Origin of the sequence: Ehrlichia minasensis (assembly GCF_004181775.1) — a bacterium.
Lineage (GTDB): Bacteria > Pseudomonadota > Alphaproteobacteria > Rickettsiales > Anaplasmataceae > Ehrlichia > Ehrlichia minasensis.
The window spans coordinates 72,472-93,740 of the sequence record NZ_QOHL01000002.1 but is presented as its reverse complement, the minus strand read 5'-3'; the positions used below and the strand labels follow the sequence as shown (position 1 = coordinate 93,740).

At 26.8% G+C, this 21,269-nt stretch carries 14 protein-coding genes and 1 tRNA gene; 8 read left to right on the top strand and 7 right to left on the bottom strand.

Annotated elements, in window-relative coordinates; translation table 11 throughout:
• Positions 1-47: 47 nt before the first annotated feature.
• Entirely contained in the window at positions 48-4,028 is a 3,981-nt protein-coding gene (locus DRF75_RS01060) for a hypothetical protein (protein ID WP_129992515.1), read from the top strand.
• 857 nt (positions 4,029-4,885) lie between these two features.
• Here DRF75_RS01060 and DRF75_RS01055 read toward each other — a convergent pair.
• From DRF75_RS01055 to DRF75_RS01035, 5 genes are all read right to left on the bottom strand, one after another.
• Positions 4,886-5,167, bottom strand: a complete 282-nt coding sequence (locus tag DRF75_RS01055; protein ID WP_045171572.1) for a DUF2312 domain-containing protein — start codon at positions 5,165-5,167, stop codon at positions 4,886-4,888.
• Positions 5,168-5,464: 297 nt separating this feature from the next.
• The gene (locus DRF75_RS01050; protein WP_129992514.1) at positions 5,465-6,127 is read right to left on the bottom strand and encodes a transaldolase family protein; all 663 of its coding nucleotides are present in this window, start codon (positions 6,125-6,127) and stop codon (positions 5,465-5,467) included.
• A gap of 13 nt (positions 6,128-6,140) precedes the next feature.
• The gene (locus DRF75_RS01045) at positions 6,141-6,527 is read right to left on the bottom strand and encodes a F0F1 ATP synthase subunit epsilon (RefSeq protein ID WP_045171570.1); all 387 of its coding nucleotides are present in this window, start codon (positions 6,525-6,527) and stop codon (positions 6,141-6,143) included.
• The gene (gene atpD, locus DRF75_RS01040) at positions 6,527-8,050 is read right to left on the bottom strand and encodes a F0F1 ATP synthase subunit beta (RefSeq protein ID WP_082020027.1); all 1,524 of its coding nucleotides are present in this window, start codon (positions 8,048-8,050) and stop codon (positions 6,527-6,529) included. Before atpD ends, DRF75_RS01045 begins: the two co-directional genes overlap by 1 nt.
• Positions 8,051-8,173: 123 nt before the next feature.
• Positions 8,174-8,257 (bottom strand) — tRNA-Leu (locus tag DRF75_RS01035).
• A gap of 188 nt (positions 8,258-8,445) precedes the next feature.
• Here DRF75_RS01035 and mgtE point away from each other — a divergent pair.
• Positions 8,446-9,816, top strand: a complete 1,371-nt coding sequence (gene mgtE, locus DRF75_RS01030; protein ID WP_045171569.1) for a magnesium transporter — start codon at positions 8,446-8,448, stop codon at positions 9,814-9,816.
• Between the two features lie 565 nt (positions 9,817-10,381).
• Here mgtE and miaA read toward each other — a convergent pair.
• Positions 10,382-11,284: a tRNA (adenosine(37)-N6)-dimethylallyltransferase MiaA gene (gene miaA / locus DRF75_RS01025; protein WP_045171568.1), complete on the bottom strand. Its 903-nt coding sequence runs from the start codon at positions 11,282-11,284 to the stop codon at positions 10,382-10,384.
• Positions 11,285-11,406: 122 nt separating this feature from the next.
• Between miaA and DRF75_RS01020 the strand changes: the two genes are divergently transcribed.
• From DRF75_RS01020 to DRF75_RS01005, 4 genes are all read left to right on the top strand, one after another.
• Positions 11,407-11,868 carry a hypothetical protein gene (locus DRF75_RS01020; protein WP_129992513.1) on the top strand — a complete coding sequence of 154 codons (462 nt, stop codon included), beginning with the start codon at positions 11,407-11,409 and terminating at the stop codon, positions 11,866-11,868.
• Positions 11,869-11,949: 81 nt separating this feature from the next.
• Positions 11,950-13,173, top strand: a complete 1,224-nt coding sequence (locus tag DRF75_RS01015) for a 3-hydroxyacyl-CoA dehydrogenase (protein ID WP_200887590.1) — start codon at positions 11,950-11,952, stop codon at positions 13,171-13,173.
• 71 nt (positions 13,174-13,244) lie between these two features.
• Positions 13,245-14,516 carry a serine--tRNA ligase gene (gene serS, locus DRF75_RS01010; RefSeq protein ID WP_129992512.1) on the top strand — a complete coding sequence of 424 codons (1,272 nt, stop codon included), beginning with the start codon at positions 13,245-13,247 and terminating at the stop codon, positions 14,514-14,516.
• 353 nt (positions 14,517-14,869) lie between these two features.
• Positions 14,870-15,850, top strand: coding sequence for a hypothetical protein (locus DRF75_RS01005; RefSeq protein WP_129992511.1), 981 nt, complete (start codon positions 14,870-14,872; stop codon positions 15,848-15,850).
• A 522-nt stretch (positions 15,851-16,372) separates the two neighbouring features.
• Here the strand turns inward: DRF75_RS01005 and DRF75_RS01000 are convergent.
• Positions 16,373-17,590: a dicarboxylate/amino acid:cation symporter gene (locus DRF75_RS01000; protein WP_045171595.1), complete on the bottom strand. Its 1,218-nt coding sequence runs from the start codon at positions 17,588-17,590 to the stop codon at positions 16,373-16,375.
• 258 nt (positions 17,591-17,848) lie between these two features.
• Between DRF75_RS01000 and DRF75_RS00995 the strand changes: the two genes are divergently transcribed.
• Positions 17,849-18,526, top strand: a complete 678-nt coding sequence (locus DRF75_RS00995; protein WP_045171563.1) for a VirB8 family type IV secretion system protein — start codon at positions 17,849-17,851, stop codon at positions 18,524-18,526.
• A gap of 880 nt (positions 18,527-19,406) precedes the next feature.
• Entirely contained in the window at positions 19,407-20,714 is a 1,308-nt protein-coding gene (locus DRF75_RS00990; protein WP_045171562.1) for a DNA recombination protein RmuC, read from the top strand.
• Positions 20,715-21,269 lie beyond the last annotated feature (555 nt).

Here is a 21,269-nt window from a genome sequence, read left to right as displayed (position 1 = left end):
ACCTTATATGCTAATATTAGTAAGTTTATTAACATAAAATTTAAAAAATGTTAAATTTTAATAAGATACCAACATCTAAGACTCCATCTAAATTATATCTTATCATTGCTTGTGCATCATTGATTATGTTGTTAACGTTTTTATTGATGCGTGAAACAGAGGTACTTGTAAAGAAAGATAATATAGTTAGTAATATAATCACAGTATTTTTTGTTTCGTTATTGTTATTTGCTAGTGCTATTTTTAGTATTATGTATTTATATGACTGCTTAATATATAAAAATAATTTGATAAGTTTATTTAGGAAAGAACATAAAGCAATAATAGAGCCACAGCAGATTGAATTAAATGAAAAGTTTGAACATTATGTTAAGTGGTTGTTGGAGTTTAAAAAGTCACAGTTCGATAGTCTTTCTGATGATGTTAATTTAATGATACAGCAAAGCTCATTTAATTTAGAGGAATATAATAGGGCAATAGATGGATTAAAGTCTCTACAAAATATGCAAAGAGAAATTACAACGCAGTCAAATAATTTAGCATATAGGTTTCAATTATATGATTATGAATATAGTGATAGTTTAAAAGTTGCACAAGATGATTTTGTCAGACAAGTGATGTGTGAGAGAAACTCATATCACAGCTTTTATGATTATTTAAAAGAGTTAAGTGTACCTGCTGAAGATGGTTGTAATGATCCGTTATTTAGCATAAGTCCTAGTATGATTTATATTAATAATTTTCCATCTATAGTATCTGTTTTTAAGTCCTCTAGTGCTTTATTAACTGTAATTGGTAGATTAGAATCAGATAATCCATCATTGTTTAGTGAGTATTGCCAAAGGTTATATAATTTTGATTGTAGGTTAGCATTAACTAATGAAATATCATTATCTAATACATTAAGAAATAATAGTGAGATATATAATGATATTGGTAGTTGGATATACAATGCAGAATTAAAATATAATATGGCATGTAATTCTGTTGCTGCTAAAAGACATTATTGTGATTCATTTATGCTTACTAGAGATTTAGTGTCGTCAAGCGTTGATGAATTCAGTAGTATTGACCTGGATTTGCAAGATGCAGAATATGAAATAGATAGAATATTTGCAATGAGTAGCCCAATTATAGAACAAGTAGCTGAAGATTTAGATGTATTAAAAGAAAGTAGACAGGAAACTCTTGATAATTTTGAGATGGAAGTAACTGAAGAATTAGAGGATTATACAGAAGAAGAAGTACCGGATGAAGTGCAATATGAATTACCTAGCAAATCATTAAGTATGCAGATCATTGAGTTTTTGCAACAAGAAGAAAAATTAAAAGCTTTAATTGAAAAAAGGGATGCTATGACGTCAAGTGGTAACTTGTTGAGCAAAGCTGGTGAAATGTTATCTTATATCAAAATGAGATTTGATGTAGTAAATTCTCATGTTGCTGTTCAGCGGTGTAATTTACATAAAATAACAAGTGAAATATTGTCATTATTAAATGATGTATCAAGTAAAAAAAGGTTTATAGATGCAATAGATATAAAAGATAAAGCTGCTCACTTATTTGAAAATTTATCTCAAGAAGAAAATGATCAAATAGGATTAATTGAAGAAATGAAGTATATTGTAGCACAAATTGTTAGTATTGCTAATTCTACAGAAAATACCTTATTAAAATCATTACATGATGACTTGATATCATATTTGTCTTTGTTAGAGAATATGCAAAAAGTGTTTTCTAGTCAAGAATTGGTGCAATGCAAAGTAAAAATTTCTGAGGGATTTTTAGATACAGGACAGTCAAATTTACAAGAAATATTAGATATTCTTTATGCAAGGTATGATTTTTTAAGTGAGCATTTTACTGCTATTCAAGAGATTTTATTTAATTTGAGTGATATAGAAATAATAAATTCAATGCGGTTGCCTTCATATAGGTATATTTGTCAGGTATATAGTTTATTTGAAAATTTGATAGAATTACAAGATAAATATGATACCAGATGTCAAGTAATTGATGAGTTAAAAGAATTATTGAATGCACTATTGCAAATTAAAGATGGATCATCTTATTTACATTTATTAAATCTTTCAGATGATGAGAGAAGAATTTTAGAAATTCAATTGAGTAGACAAGAAAAACCAATATTGTTGTTTGAGCTACTGGAAGGAGAAGGTTTTTCTGCAATTCGTGAAAGAATGACAAAACAGTTGAGTAAAAAAAGAGGTGCTATTAGTCAAATATTATATATGTTTATTGAAAAAAAGAATCAGATTCTAGAAGATCAAAATATAGCAACGCATTTATTAAATGGAGAAATAATGGATGTTAGGTTTATTGGTAAATTGGAAAAATTAGCAGCTTCACTAAGATTATTAACTGATGAAAATGGAAAATTGATATATGATGATGGTGATATAGAAGAAATTAATACAATTGTAACTTGGTTGAAGAGAATATCGGAATTGTTATATAACAAAACTCCAATGGAGCGTGCAAGAAATATAATAAGTTATTTTGAATGTTTAAATGATGGGTTTTTGACAGACTATAGGTTATCTAATGTTTCTAACTTAAAAGAAAAAGTACAAGCATTGATGAGATCATCTTCTATTTCAGAACAATTAAGTGCAGTAGGACATCAATTTGAAGAGGATCAGATGTTTATGATAGATGATTTGCACTTTTTTTTATGTTTAGCAAACTCTTTAAAGGTACAACTGAATGACTTGCATAAAGAAACTTTAAGTATAATACTTGGAATAACAAATGTTGAAATGCAAGATGAAGATTTATTAATGAGCACAATAAGTCAAGAACTAAAGTTTTTGGTAAGCAATGATGAAGTAGAAGAAACAGTAGATATTTTTTTGATGGAAGAGCATAAGGAATTAGTAAAGTTGGATACGTTACAAAGCAGTGTTTCAAAAATAAAAGAAGAATGCAATGATATAGAAGTACTACTTAATAGAGTGTTTGAATTGTTACCAGGCATACAAGATGAGGCTAAAGATTTTATATTTAGAAGATTGAAAAATATCACTCCATATAATGTGGACTTCATTGTGTCAAATCTGAGGTTATACAGTTTACCATTACAAGAAAAATTAACTAAAGCTGAAACTATCGATAGGCTAAAAGTGTTGATAGGTTGCATGATAGATGATATACGTAACATTTCATTACCTAGTATACCAAACCAACATAGAAGATATGAAATGTATGAAGAAGAAATGGCATTGCACACTCAAATCAAAAGTGATTTAGAGAAATTACAAGAAATATTACAAAAAAAAGAAATTCAAGCATGTGATATTAGGCAAATGATTCAAGAAGTAGATAAAAATGTAAGAAGGACATTTTCAATAAATCCACAACTTTCTGGTTTAATGTCACTTATAACGATAAAAAATAAAGAATATAAAACAATATTACCATTTAAATCATATGTAGCGCATTTTTTATCATTTATTAAGTTTTTAGTATATTGTGTAATTGAATCAATGTTTTCTGTAAAAACAACTTTGGTTGTACCATTAGATCATAAGATAAATGAACAAAAAAAACTTGTTTCATGTTTAGAGGCAAAAGTAAAAGAAAAGTTAAATCAAGTTGTAGAAGGATTATTGAGTAGGAAATTGTATTATCCTAAAGATTTAAAAATTTTAAGAATTATAAAGAAAAAGCTTATAGACAATGGGATTGTATGTGATGCAATTCAAGTTTTAGAAGATGGTGTAGAAAATAGAGTAAAATGTTCAATGGATAAATTGGAAAGTTTAATGCTTACCAGAGAAATTGGTTATACTGAAAAGTTGATGGAGAATGATGAACAGGAGAGAAGGTTATGTTTTCGTAAGTTGTACTTATATAAAATTATTAAAAGGTTTATGGATAATTCTCTAAGTAAAGAAGCTAGTCAATATCTAGAGAAAATTGGTGTTGATTCACAACAAGGTGCTAATCCTTCTTTAGTTTCTTTTTGTGAATGTAGCGCTCGTGTTCAAAGTTATGCTTGTTGTATGTAAAAAGTTTTTATGTTTTAATGTCTTTTTAATAACACATTAACACGTAATATTATAGATGTAATAAACTGTTTGATTAAGGTATTTTATTGAAAAATTACTTTCATAATGAGCTAAGTATGATTTTGTATTAATAATTAAAAATTTGTTTTTTCAATAATAAAAATATTAGATTGTTGCTTACTGTTCTACTACCTTTTATATGTACTTATACAAATATAATCTTGACCTTTCTTTGAGCAGTATTTTGTCAATGTTTTCTACAGCATCATTTTTCACAAATTTCTTTGGATTTTAATTTTCTTGTGTTGACTAAGGTTCTCAAGGTGTGTAGAGAGGAATAAATGTGTTATAATTTAAGTACTTTAATAATTATGGTTTTTATTATAGTTTTTTATAAATTAAAATGTATGATTGAATTTTCTAAAGTATTATAAGTATTTTTATTAATTTACTGAATCCTCACAAGCAGTTTTTTTTTAATTATATCGACAACAATTAGTGAATTTAGTAAAATAAAAAATTTGATTTACAATATTCTAATTAATGTGATTTTTTTATATACAAGAATTAATTAATAAATCTACTCAGATATGTGGAATAGTTATTAGAATTTAAAAAGACATATTTAAATAATTCTCTATTATACAATAAAATTTATTAAATTTAAAGATAACATAATAGAGGAGTTCTAAGCTGTACAAAAAACTCAAAAAGAAGTTGCAATCCAAAACAACAATACTGTTTCTAATTCTTTTCTGTTGATCATAGTATCAATGCTTCTATAACATACTTTAACAAAATAAGAAACTCAATTACTGTACAAAATCATTTTTTAATCTTCAGAAACTTGCTTCCAATCACTCATCAACTTCAACTAATATTCCAAGTGCCCTTTTATAAGTCATTAACAACATTTCATGTTCTTCTCTATCATCATTATCCATCTTTCTTAATTTTACTATTTGTCTCATTACCTTAGCGTTAAATCCATTACTATTTGCCTCATTATATACTTTCTTAATATACCGACTTATCTCTTCTTTTTCAGATTCTAACTTTTCAATTCTTTCTATATAACGTTTTAGATTTTCAATCACTACATTATTTTCATTTTGTGAAGTAAGATTAGAAATATTCATGCAATTTTCTCATGTTTGCTCTTAACATACGGTAGTATATCACATTTTATTTGAATATAAATCATCAAACGTTTGAAAGTTAAAACATATATCAAAATATACTTTAAATATGCAGCATTATATTAAACATAATGCTGCTAGTAAAACATAATACAGTTAAAGCAAGGATAATCCTAATTTATGATGCACAAAGTCATAAAAAAGGTTTCATACATACAAGTTATATTGCACTAACAGTAATACTTCAATACGATACTTGCCAAATTGAGAAGTAAAAATGCTTATATTAACTTTTTATTAAGAAAATATTTTTTTACCAGATGCATTCCAACTTTGCAAAAAGCTCTCGAGACCTTTATCCGTCAGTGGGTGTATAAACATCTGCTTAAAAATAGATGGAGGAATTGTAACGATATCAGCTCCTATTTTTGCAGCTTCTATAACATGTGTAATATTACGTACAGATGCTACGAGAACTTCAGTATTAAGTGCATTATAACTATTATAAACGTCACGTATATCTTTAATTAATTGCATTCCTGATTGTCCGATATCATCTATCCTTCCAACAAAAGGTGATATAAAATAAGCACCAGATTTTGCTGCTAAAATAGCTTGAGGTACAGAAAAACAAAGAGTTACATTAACTTTTACATTATGCTCACATGATAAAACTTTACATGCAATTAACCCGTCATAAGTTAAAGGGAGCTTTACTACAATATTACCTGCAATTTTAGAAATATCTAAACCTTCCTTGATCATGTCTTTATAAGATGTGGATATTACCTCAATACTTACAGGACCTGGTATCAATGAACAAATCTTTAGTATCAAATCTTGACATTCCAAATTTGATTTTGACATAAGCAATGGATTGGTTGTTACACCATCTATTAAACCTGTAATACTAAATTCTTTTAAAAAATCTATATCTACAGTGTCAAGAAATAATTTCATAAGACCTTGGACCTTAATTTATTATGTTATCTATAAAAGTTAATTGCTTCTTTGCCATTTTAAGTAGTGTTTCATCATCTATAAGATGTAAAATTTTTTCTATATCTTCCTTGTATTCTTTAAGAATAGCAGCATTAACACTACAAGTATTAATAAACTGATTTGCTATAACCTTACAATTATATGAATCAACTCTTAACACAGGATTTAATATATAAAACATGCAAACGTCTTCACCAACTTTTAATTTAATAAGCCCGGAACGTAACTCTATCATAAACTTTTCATGTCCAGGCAATATTACAAATTCTCCATCTGTAGTGTATGAAGTAACAGATAAAACATTAGTAATATCTAAGAACTCATCTGGAGTGATAAGTTCAACGTCAAGATACTTCATTACACTTTACCTTCTTTTTGAAGTAATTCTGCCTTTTTTATCACATCATCTATACTACCAACCATGTAAAATGCAGCTTCAGGTAAGTGATCATATTTTCCTTCTACTAGCCCTTTAAAACTTGAAACAGTGTCTTCAAGAGATACAAACTTACCAGGAGAACCTGTAAAGACCTCAGCAACATGGAAGGGCTGTGATAAAAATCTTTGAATTTTCCTTGCCCTAGCAACTATAAGCTTATCATCTTCTGAGAGCTCATCCATACCAAGAATTGCAATGATATCTTGTAAAGATTTATATGTCTGTAATATACGCTGGACTTCTTTAGCAACTTCATAATGTTCTTCGCCTACAATATCAGAGGATAAGGCCTGAGATGTTGAATCTAAAGGATCAACAGCTGGATATATACCTAGCTCAGATATTTGTCTTGATAAAACAGTAGTTGAATCAAGATGTGCAAAAGAAGTTGCTGGAGCAGGGTCAGTTAAGTCATCTGCTGGTACATATATTGCTTGCACAGAAGTAATAGAGCCATTATTGGTAGAAGTAATCCTTTCCTGCATTGCACCCATTTCAGCTGCTAATGTTGGCTGATAGCCAACAGCAGATGGTATCCTACCTAGTAAGGCTGAGATTTCTGATCCAGATTGGGTAAACCTAAAGATATTATCTACAAAAAACAAAACATCTTGATTTTCAGAATCTCTAAAGTACTCAGCCATAGTTAAAGCTGATAATGCAACTCTTAATCTAGCTCCAGGAGGTTCATTCATTTGACCGTATACTAGCACTGCTTGTGACTGATCCTTTTCATTTAAGTTTATTACACCAGATTCTATCATCTCATGATAAAGATCATTCCCTTCACGTGTACGTTCTCCAACACCAGCAAAAACAGATACTCCTCTATGCGCTTTTGCAATGTTATGTATTAACTCCATAATTAATACAGTTTTGCCTACTCCAGCACCACCAAACAGACCAACCTTCCCACCTTTAAGATATGGAGCAAGTAAATCTATTACTTTAATTCCAGTAACCAATATTTCTGTTGCAATCTTTTGATCGGTTAATTTAGGAATCTCAGAATATATTGGTTTAATAACATATTTTGATTCTTCTAATGGTCCACAATCATCTATTGTATTACCTAGCACATCAAAAACCCTGCCTAGTGTACCACGACCCACAGGAACTGATATAGGTGCACAAGTATCAATGAACTCATCATTCCTAGAGAGGCCATCAGTACTATCAAGTGCTATGCACCTTACGATATTGTCACTAATATGTTGAGAGACTTCAAGAATTAACTTTTTTCCATTATAAAATTTCTTACTCTCTAATGCATTAAGTATTTTTGGCACTTTGTCATTATCAAACTTTACATCTACAACTGCAGTCATTACACGAACTACTAGCCCAATACTCTCACTTAATCCATCAACTTGAGTATTCACATTACTCTTACTTTTGCTACTTTTACCTTTACTCTTTGCTTTGTTAGCTAAACTTGACATCTTATACCTTACAATAAAAAACAGAGAATGAAGAAGATCAACTTTTATAGTGATTAGTCAAACTCAACCAGTATTGTAATAAAATAAAAAAAACTTGCAACAACTAACAACTTTATTTTTAAGTACCCCTAGCCGGATTTGAACCAGCATATCCTTTAGGATAGTAGATTTTGAGTCTACCGCGTCTACCAATTCCGCCATAGGGGCTAAAACTTAAGTAAGATATATAAATTTTGATACTTAGTCAATGATTTAGATCAAAGGAATATTACCTTGAAAATTAAATATTTATTATTAACATTAAAAATGTATTTAGAATTTATTTATATAACTTATACTGAGTTGTTTGTAATTTTTTTGTATTATTTGATCAATAATCTAAGGACCAAATTAGCATGTCTACACAAGAAAGTGGTAATACTTTACATTATATATTAGACGAAAAAATAAGTAACTCTTTAACTGAAGCATTAGAAAAGCAAAATTACAATGTTGTAGAAGAGATAATTGATAAATCAGACAACGTACAACTTGCATATTTTTTGTTAACTTCGACATATCAACATCGCAAAGAATTTTTGAATAACATTAATGATAATCTGGTAAAAGACATTCTCATACATCTAGTTCCAGATTTACGTCAGGAAATAATTAAAATTCTAGGGATAAAAAAAGTAGCATCTTTAATATCTCAATTGAATACAGAAGATATAGTGGCAATTATTGAAGATCTTGATAAGGAAAGTCAGGTAAATATTTTAAATATATTACCAAAAAACAGTAAAATTGACGTTAATGAACTGTTATCATATCCAGAAGAAAGTGCTGGTAGATTAATGCACAAAGATATCATTATTGCTCCAGAATATTGGACTATAAGTCAACTACTCACTTTCTTAAAACAGAATAATAAATTAAGCAAAGAATTTTATGAGATTTTTATTGTAGATCCAAAGTTAAATCCTATAGGGTATCTAAGGCTAGATAGCATAATTTGCTCAAATAGTACACAAATTATAAAAAACCTAATGAAAACTGATATAAAAATAATAAAATCACATACTACTCAAGAAGAAGTTGCAGAGATTTTTAGAAAGTACTCTCTATTATCAGCTCCAGTAATAAATAAAGATGGAAGAATTATAGGATCAATAATAGTACACGACATATTAAATGTCATGCATCAAGAAGCTGAGAAAGATGTTTTACATTTAGGAATGGTATCAAATAATGATATCAGCTCTTCATTGATAAAAACAGTTATAAAAAGATTACCATGGCTCTTCGTAAACTTGCTTACAGCTACGGTTAGTTCAATGATTATAGGAATTTTCAGCAATACTATTCAACATTTTATAGCATTATCGATAATAATGCCAATTATTGCATCGATGAGTGGTAATGCAGGATTACAAGCTTTAACAGTAACAATTAGGGCATTATCTACTAAACAACTTACTAATAGGAATGCTAATAGATTACTTTTTAAAGAGTTATCTGTAGGGTTTATCAATGGTTTAATATTGGCTATCGTATCTTCAATAGCACTGATGTTAAGAGGACAACATGTTGATATTCAAATATTAGCAGGTACATCAATGATTATTACTTTCTCAATAGCAACATTTTTAGGTACTGCAATACCAATGATATTGAATTTATTTAAAATTGATCCTGCTATATCTTCTTCTATCATCATATGTGCTACAAGTGATACATTATCCTTTTTGATATTTCTAGGAATGGCTACTATATTTTTATTATAAATAAAAAAATTTATCACTTTACTATACAAAGTGTAATCAGTGATAATGGAAAGATTTGCATTATATTTCTTAATTTATATTGCGTTAAACGTTCAAACACAAAACAAATTATAACAAAGTAGGTAATGTTTTATTGATTGATATATTATACAAAACTTCATTCATTTTAGTATCTTTATGTATCAAATAATTACTTGATCTATATCTTCAATATTAAAAAACCTATCAGTAAACAACAATTGTACTATGATTTCTACAAATCTAATCCTTTAACAAATATCTTTGATGCTGGACTTAATTGTTTTCTTATGTATTTTACTACATAGCGTATTTATGTAACAAAGTCAATTATGAAAAATGTTATAAGTGTAGTAATAAAGATAGATACTCATCACTATAATTCTATACATTCTTGTATAGAATTAACAGTACACAACAGATTCACAAAATGATCTATTGTTCAATATATTTAACAATATTAAAACATTTATGTTATTTGTTAGGAAGTTGTCTATATTTTCTTGATATTATTTATAAAACACTTTGTTATGTATGTATTATGTATCTAATTTTGATAATTTTTTATGGATTCTAGTAATTGCTCTTTTGATTCATAAAATGATGCATGAGGGAATTGATTTTTAAACCATGTGTATTGACGCTTAGCATAGTGTCTAGTATTTTTTTGTGCTATTTCTATAGCTTGATCAATACTGATTTTATTTTCCAAATAATTTATTATTTCTGGAACACCATGTGCTTTCATTGCAGGAAAGTGTTTAGGAATGTTTAATGAGAGTAGATTTTCTATTTCTTCTATTACAGCTGTGTTTATCATATTGATAAAACGCTCATTTATTGTTTTATATACTTGATCCCGTGGTGGTAGAAGAACACAAAGCTTGAAATTGTTAAATATAGGTTGACGTATTGTATTTTTTTTCCACGAGAATATGGATATACCTGTTTGTTCTATTACTTCATATGCTCTTAATAATTTATGAGAATTATTTTGATGTAGACATTTGGCTAGAGGGTCTTTATTTATTAATAACGTATAAAATTCTTTATTTCCTAAATCTTCAAATAGCTTTTTTGTTTTATATCTTACATCATCTTCTATTTTAGGAATTTGTGATAGTCCGTATATTATACTGTTTATATACATTCCACTACCTCCAGTTATAATTGGTAGCTTTTTTTCATATGTAATAGATAATATTTCTTTTTTTAAGTCTTCTATCCACAATCCTACAGAATATTGTTGTGTTACTGATATATATCCATATAATATATGCTTGACAGAATGATCATTTAATTTTGGTTGATCTGTAATTATTGGGATTTCTTTATATATTTGTTTTGAGTCGCAATTTACAATAATTCCATTATTATCTTGCGCTATTTTTATAGATGTTTTAGACTTGCCAGATGCTGTAGGCCCAGTAATAATTAATATATTATTCATGTTGCTTGTGCATAATTAAGTTAATTAGTGAGTGTATATGAAGTATACTAAAAATATAGTATATAATAAAGAGCTAGTAGTTTTTTATAATGCATGGTTTTAATTAAGTTAGGTGAAAGTAGATGGGTGACGAGATAAACAAAGACTCAAAATTTGCCAAACAATTTGCTGCTAATAGGAAAGTTGGTGCGAGCAGTTTTACGGAAAGGTATAAAAACCCTAATGCTTTACCTAGTAGATCAGCAAAATTTTCTGGTATGTTGCAAGATAATAAAAATGAAAAAGACGTTCCTTTTGCTGATTCAAAAAGTGTAATGAGAAAAAGTAAATTAAATAATAAGAATTTTGCAGAATCTACAAAGAAAAGTAGGTTAGATTGCTTATTCCTTGTACGAGGAAAAGATAATGGAAGAGCTGCTTGGCATTATGTATTAGTAGATAAAGGTAAGAGGGAAATGTTTCTTGCTAAAAGTAGATCAGGTTCTATAGATGTTGCTTTATATGGACAAATATTATATTCTGGGTGGGGGGAGAATCCGCCGGAAGATATTGTCAAAAAAATTGAAGATGAATTTGGTGTATAATTGGTAGTATATCTTTGCTTGATAATTATTTTATTAAATTGTTATTCTTTTAGGATTTATTACTGAGAAGGGAAGGGTTGTGTGCAAATACAAAAGGTAGCGATTGTAAATTTTAAAAGAATTGGTGTTAGTAGTATTATTAACTACATGGTAAAGTGTAATATTTCAGTAGTTGTAATAATTTTAAATAAAGCTGATAATATTTTACAGTATCAAGAAGATGGTATTTTAGTAAGTGTTGTACATTTAAATGATGATTTGTCATGTCTTAGAGACGTGGGATGGGTAATCAATATTAATTCTGAGAAAGAAGAAGAAGATGTCATTTTAATACGTAATGCGTATAGTAAGATATTACCTCACATTAGCCATAACGTTATTATCTCAGCTACATCAAGTATTTACTTAGATATGATCAGAGAAATGCAACATAATGTATCTTGTAGTTTTCTAATTGTATCATTTTTTAGGGCTGACAATACGATCAAATTGATAGAATGTGCTAATTATCATAATTCACAAATTAAATGTGATAATACCATTCAAATATTGAATAATAGTTTTTCTAATTTGATTGTATGTAATAATATTCCAGGTCTTATATTAGATAGAGTAATTGTATTTTGGTTAATGATATCTTTAATAGGAGCTTATAATTTTAATATTAATATAGAAGAGGTTGATTTTATTATAAGTAACGAATGTATGGGAATACCGACTGGAGTATTTAATCTATTAGATAAAATAGGGCTAGATAATTTTATATTAAAAGTAAAATATTTAATAAAACATTTGCCAGGTGACTATTTATGTAAATTATACAATTTTGTACCTGTGGTAGTATTACAAATGATTTCTGATGGATATACTGGTTCTACTAGTAAAATTGGTGGATTCTATCGCTTTTATGAATTATATGATGGAAATCATAATCAAGTTATAGATTTATATACTGGTTTATATAGACAAACATATATTGTTAGTCGTGACTTTGAAAAAATTCAAGATTTATTTGGTGCTAATAATAAGCATTGTCAATTTATGTGGTATGTATGGTCTAATACTTTAGTATATATTTCATCTCTAATTCCAAATTTGTCTCATAACATATCTGTAATTGATAAGGCAATTAAATTGGCATATGACTGGAAGCATGGTCCATTTGAAATAATAGATTTGCTTAATGATTTTACTAATAATAAGCTTTTTGACTCATATGATAATTTACCACAAATTTTGTCTATTAAGAAAAATATGTATAACAATAAAAAACAGTGTCTTAATATAAATGGTGATTATATTTAATAGCTGTGAAGATTGCTTTATTTTCTTATAAATAGTGTATTAAAGAAATATATATAGATTTAATAAATTTTATGCATGATATAGATTTTATAAAACGTAATCCAGAGTTATTTGATTATGCAATGCAAAATAGAAATTGTGAAAAGGTTGCTCAAAAAATTATAGAACTAGATATAAAAAAAAAACAGTTATTAACACAGCTATATTCTTTGCAGAAGGAACGTAATCAGATTACTCAAGAAATTGAAAAATTAAAGAAAGGTGGTATTAAATGTGATACTCAAATAGAATCTTCAAAGTATATAACAAGTAAGATAAATGATATTAACAATATGATAAAAGAAGATTCTCAATTAATTGACCTTCTTAATGTATTACCAAATATACCAGATGATATAGTGCCTATTGGAAGAGATGAAAGTAGTAATGTTGAGCTAAGAAAACATGGATATAAAAGAAATTTTGATTTTCAAGTGAAGACTCATTATGAGTTAGGAGAAAAGTTAAATTTAATGGACTTTAAGCAAGCTGCAAAACTTTCTGGCTCAAGGTTTGTAATACTTAAAAATCAACTTGCGCAATTAGATCGTGCTTTGGCTAATTTTATGTTAGACATTCACACTAAGGAATTTGGTTATTCTGAAATATCTCATCCGATATTAGTACATGAATCTGCTATGTATTGTGTGGGACAATTACCAAAATTTGCTGATGATTCATTTAAAACAACAGAGAATTTTCGACTTGTACCTACAAGTGAAGTAGCACTTACTAATTTAGTATCAGGTATGAATATTAATTCATGTGACTTACCTATTAGATTGACTGCTTGTTCACCATGTTTTAGATCAGAAGCAGGGAGTGCTGGTAGAGATACAAGAGGTATGATGCGGCAACATCAATTTAATAAAGTAGAGTTAGTTAGTATAGTTACTGAAGAACAGTCAGCATCAGAATTAGATAGGATGATGCAAGTTGCTGAAGAAATTTTAAAACGTTTAGAATTACCATATAGGGTAATGATATTATGTACTGGAGATATGGGTTTCTCAGCAAGCATAACATATGATATTGAAGTGTGGGTACCAAGTCAAAATCAGTACCGAGAAATTTCAAGTTGTTCAAACTGTAAAGCTTTTCAGGCACGTAGAATGAATACTAAATATACTACTATAACTAACAATGTTAAAGTTAGTAAATTTGTACACACATTAAATGGTTCTGCTTTAGCGATAGGAAGAACTATTATTGCGATTTTAGAAAATTATCAAAATAGAGATGGTTCTATAACAATACCAGTTGCTTTAAGGAAGTATATGAATGGTAAAGAATTTATAAAGTAATTAATTATTTAGTTAATTACTGTTACAGTGTTTTATGTATTCAAAAATATTACTTGATTATCAAAAGTGTAATAGAGAATTTTTGTGTTAAGTAAAATCTATAAAATGATTACTTTTACGTTCTATTAGAGTGAAGCAAATATATTCAGATAAAAATATATCTTAAGAAATACCTTTGTAGATTTAGAATAACTAAATTGTAAATATTACAGGTGCTATAGTACTTCTATTGCAAATTGTATATTAAAATTAAAAAAGATATAAAATATTAGATAATTTTAATTAAATATATGTAGATATAAAATAAAAATATTTATATATTAATATATATTCTTAAATTATTATATAGAATGATGTTAGTTAATAATTCTAGTACTTCTGTTCTTACAAGAAGCTTTTTATTAAAAAAAATAGAAGAATCACGTCATAATATTGAAAATATATTGGATACTACACTTAGTATAATAGATATAAAAGATTATTGTATTTGTATTACTGAATCTTTTGAAAATCATTTTATATTGCTTGTTAAAGGAGAAAATATAAAGGTTGTTGATGATAATGGGTTTTGTGCTGCCGCTTTATTGCATACAAAAGATATGTATAAGTTTTTACAGTGTAATCCTCCATGTGTTACTACATCTTATAGAAAAAAAATGAATCTTGTTATTCATAATTGTGCAATCAACAGTATAAATGATGATGATCTTTACTTAAATCTTATTGATTTGCAAAATAATGCATATTTTTATGATAAACAAAGTAAAAAACTTTATTTTTTGGATGAGAATAAGATACCGTACTTTATTGATGATCATGTAATGGTTGGTGAAAATAGCAATGCTTCTAAGAAAAAGACTTTTTGTTATGATAATTTAGGTAATTTATGCTTTTCAGATACTTATATTGTTTTGAGTTTATTAGATAATAAATATAATACGTACTATTATAATAATAATGGTCTGGTTCTGCGTGATAATATGCATAATATATATTCTGATAATGAATCACTATATTATGATACCTGTGATATTTCTTTTATGACTTGGTCAGAATTACTATCTAATGCGATGAAATTTATTGCTTTTAAAAATTATTCTAGTAATTCAATAAAAAATTATTTTGCAGTTTATGATAACATAACTTTTGATCTATTTGATAGCTCTGTTATTAAAGATGACTTCAGCTTTGATATGTCATGTACTTGTGAAGTTAAATCATTTTCTCGGTCACTTGATGGTGTATATGTTGATGTAGAAAATGTTACTAATCCGAGTTCAGTATTAAAAAATTATACTATAATTTATAATGATCAATGTTCTAATACATTATAGAGTGCGTAATTATTATTAAGTTGAATCTTATGTTAATGTATTAAATAGTTTACTCAATAATATTTTTGTTGAATATTTCAGGGTTTTTTAGGAACAATTGTTTTATATATGTCTTATACTTAGCATGTTTTAGGCAAGATTCTGCAATTATATATGTTTTGCATATCATTGTCTTTTATGCATTTTTATTTCCATCAGTCTATTCATTATATAATTATCAATAAAACACAGTATCTTATTTTCGTCAAAAAAATAAATTTTTTGTATTGTTTTTCATAAAAATATTTATTTTAAAAATTAAAATAGTTAAAGGAATTTTATGTATAAAATAGCATTTTAGTGAAATAATACTAAGATATTAGAGTTATATAGTAAGTAAAATCTAAAAGCTTTTCAATATTGAATAATAATAAAGTTATGAGCTTTGATAATAATTTAAAATAATTGTTCCAAAAATTATTGGTTGAGCAGTACATTAGAGAACATTTAGTCAATTAGGTGCACATCTATTTGATTCTATAACTAATTTTTTTCGTTTTCTTTAGTTGAAATGCTATACTCTTTATTTATTATTTGTGCAATGCATACGTCTGACCATACATTTATTGCGGTTTCAAACATATCTATTATTGTATACACAGGTAATATAATTCCCATGATACTTAAAGGTACTTTCATTGATATAAGATAGCTCATAGCCATAAAATAACATCCCATTGGTACTCCTGCATTACCAATAGCAGCTCCTGTTGCTAGGAATATCCATAAAAACATTTCGCCAATGGAAAATGTATATTCATTCATTTCTGATACAAAAAATACTGTGATTAATATAAATGCAGCACATGCATTCATATTAATAGTTGTGCAGATTGGTAATATAAATGATGATATTTGTTTTGAAATCTTTAAATTATCTTGTGCGCAACGAAGAGTAGTTGGTAATGTTGCTGTAGAGGATTTTGAAAAAAATGCTATAGTTAATGCTGGTAATACGCCACGAAATGTTTCTGTTACAGGAATTTTTTTTAATTTTAACAATAATGGTAAAATGATAAATGCCTGTATAAAATTTGCTAACATTATACATAGTAGATATTTTAAAATACTTGATAAATTATATCCTTCTTCAGTATTATATAATAATACAGTAATAAATGACCACAGTGCTATAGGCATTAGTTTCAGTATAAATTTTGCTATTTCTAAAAATGTATCGAAAAGTGCATCAAGAACTTTATGTAGTAATTCACGTTTATTTTTATCAGGTAATACTAATAGAGATCCTCCCATTAGGAAGGCAAGTATAACACATCCTATTACATTATTATCTAAAAATACTTTGATGAAATTGTGTGGTAATATTGAAATTAAATATGATAAATAATCTGGAGTATTAATATGTTCATTAGTATGTAGTACATTTAGTACAAGTGCTTTTTTTGATGGATCAATTAATAAATACATTGTAAGTGCTATAGTTGCTGCAACTATTGTAGTAGATACAGTATAGAACATGGTTTTTTTTATCAAATTTTTTATTTCGATTAAATTTGCTAATCCAGAGATTGTTGATGTAATTGAAAAAAAAACTACTGGTAAGCTAATTAATTTCAATAAATTAATAAAAATATCTCCAAATGCTTTAGCAAATTCAAATATCCATTTTTGATTTACATGGTATGAAATTATAGCAAGAATTATGGGAATAAAAATTTTTAAACTGAATTTATGAATCATAAGTAATGCAAAATTATATATAATAGCTAATAAATTTCTGTTTACCATATATTATTGAGAAAAACTACACTAAATAAGATTTAAGCACTTAAAAAAATCTATATTTATGATTTGTACAAAATATTATATGTATTTTAACTGTATGTTGTTATTCTAAACTTTAAAAGGGTTTTTATGGTAATTATACAAATTTAGTAGTATTACTACTTCTAAAGTAATGTTACTTATACTCTTATATTAATGTTTATGTAGAATTTTATGGATCATAATAACAATAGATATATTGGAAGTAGTAAATATTTTCAGGATGCTTTTGATTGGTATTGTAGCCGTTATTTATTATGTGTTACTGAAAGGGCTTGGTTGCTTATAATATCACTTTTCTTATCTTCCATGTTGTTAATATTGATACTTGATATGTTTGCATATTTTCCATTAAAAACAGATTTTTCTTTTGTTAAATATACGGAACGTTACACTGATGAGTTTTCTGTAATAAAGAAATTGAGTACTAATAATGAGGAAAGTGAAGAAACTTTATTGTCACAATATCTTGTTGCACAATATGTAAAAAGGTATGAGTCATATTTACATAAAGATTTAGATATACAATTTAATTTTGTAAAGAATAACTCTTCGAGGAAAATATACTTAGCGTTTAAAGAGATGGTAGATTCTAATCATTACACTGACGCAAAATATAAAACTATGTCTATTGAAACTACAATTAATAATATTAAGCTTTTATCAAAAGATTTTACTTCTTTGAATAGTGCTATTGTCACGTTTCAAACACGAGCTTCGGAAAATGGTATAGCATCACATGTTAAATCCCATAAAGTGTTGGTTACTTTTTCTTTATCTAGCATTAAGATGGCTATATCAGGCATTATGCCATTAGAATTTGTTGTACATGATTATAAGAAACTTGATTAATAAATTTTTATTTTAAGTTTAGTTTTTATTATTTATGCTGGATTTGTATTTCCTGTTCAGTATGTGTTCATTCATTTTACATTTTTCTACAATTTTACAGTACTTGATTTATATTAAATGTTATTTGCTGGAAAGTTACAGAGCAGGGTAGAGCAATAGAATAACTAATTAACGGTGTGTTCTATATAAAAGTTGGTTTTATATTCTATTTTGGATCTTCTGATCTACTATAGGTTATTAAATTCTGAATTTTGAATATAGTTCCTTAATTTGTAAACATTTGTATTATTTTCAATTTTATCTCTTATAAACAACCTTTAGTCAACATATTTTTACAATAATTCTGATATGTGGAGAACTATTCTTTGGTATTTTAGAGTAAATACCTAAGAATGTACTAGTTTTAAAATTTTTATAATGCTATACTCAGTGTATGTTCTTCAACACAGCAAAAACAGATACTTTTCTATGTTTGTGCGCAATTTTATGTATGTGCAAATATTATTATTAATATCCATATTAGTTTATGTAATATCCATAACTAACTTAATCACACAATAGTGTTTTAAAAATAGATTGTTGATCTTTCTATCTTTAAATTTAAATCTTAAAAAATATAATTACATAATATATATTATGGAAAATGACAGATAAGCTTATATAATGGAATTCTCTTTTTTTATGGATAATTTAATTTACAGTTCTCTATAGATTTTCTTAATAAAGTAATAAAAATAATGTATAATACTCCATCCCTTATAAGCAATTCTTGTAAAGTATCAATATTAACTGAATTAGCTTTTACTTTTTTATTATTTAATATAGATGTATAATTATATTTGAATATGTATAGATATTAAAAAGTTAAGAATATAAAAATATGACAATAACTGTTATATGTATTTTAGAAGGTTTGTTAATAGCATCAGTTAGTTATTTTATTGCATTAAAAAGTAGAATATCAAAGTTTGATTATAGAATTCTTTGTATGATTAAAGATGATTTGGAAAGAAAAATTCAGAAATTAGAACTTGAAAATGATGATTTAAGAAGTAAAAACAATCAATTTTCTATTGAATTACAGAATATGCAAAGTAAGATTACAGAATTAGAGTTTGAAAAAAAGACTTTAAAATATAACATTGATTTGTATAAAAATGAATTTGCTACAATTGATGAAAAGTACAAGTCATATTTTGAAAATCTAGCAAATCGTATTTTTGATGAAAAAACAGATAAATTCAATAAGATATCTCAAGAAAGTTTAAGTAGAATATTAAATCCATTACAAGAACACATTAACTTATTTAAAAAGAAAGTTGATGATTCATTTGATGTGCATAATAAAGAGCAATTTTTGTTAAAACAAGAAATTCAAAGGATTGTACTTGCAAATGAAAAAATTACCTTACAAGCTGAGAATTTAGCTAACGTTTTAAAAGGAAATGTTAAAGTTCAAGGAAATTGGGGAGAAATGATTTTGGAGAAAATATTAGAAAGTTCTGGTTTAAGAAAAAACCAGGATTATATTTTACATGGTGCAGGCATGGATTTACAAAACAGTGAAGGTAATAAACAACAACCTGATGCTATTGTTAATTTACCAGAAAATAAACATTTAATTATTGATTCAAAAGTATCTTTAACTCATTATGAAAAATATTTTTCAACAAAATCAGAAGAATCAAAAGATGTCTTACTAAAACAGTTTATTACATCTGTAAGATTGCATGTTAATGTATTGTCAAATAAAAAATATCAAAATATAGATAAATTAAAGACACCAGATTTTGTGTTGATGTTCATTCCTATAGAAGGTGCATATTCTCTTGCAATGCAAGAAGATGTTATGTTACATGATTATGCATGGAATAAGAAAATAGTAATAGTCTGTCCATCAACATTGTTTGCTACTTTAAGAACTATTGAATCTGTTTGGAGATTAGAGCGTCAGAATCGTAACACTATAGAAATAGCACGTCAAGGTGGAGCATTGTACGATAAAATAGTAGGATTTGTATCGGATATGCAAAAGCTTGGCAAACAAATAAATGTTTTAAATGGTGTTTATAGTGATGCAATGAAGAAATTGTCAGAAGGAAATGGCAATATTTTATCACGTACTGAGAATTTAAAACATTTAGGTGTTAGAACATCAAAGAAAATATTGGAAAATTTTGATAGTTGATGTTTAATATGAGTTAGATGAAATTATATTAAAAATTAGCTGGTTCAATTTGTATATTAAAAATAATCTTATTCTATAATGTATAAAAGTAATGTTATTTGTTTATTATCAATTGATAAAAGGAAGTAGTAACGCTTTTAAGATGTAATATTAATTAAATTTGTATACTTATAAAAATCTGGAAATAATATTGGTATAAATAAAATCATCGCTCTATTGACAAAGATAAAACTTGCACAAACTTTATAATTATACTTTAAATCAATATAAATAGTTGTTTATCATTATTCATTATAGTGCATGCGGGTAAGGTAATAAACTGTAGTTTGATAACTGCAAACTTCATTAAATCATCATCTAAGAAATTCTTAAATCCACATTTATTGACAACGGTGTAAGAAAATATCACCAAGAGTTTATTAGTACTACGTAATAAACAGTGTTATTTATAAATTTTGTGCTACTAACAATAGTAAATTTATGACTGAATTAGTTTATATTGAAAAACATGAGTGTTATTTATATCTTATTAAAGTGATGAAAAATATGGATTTA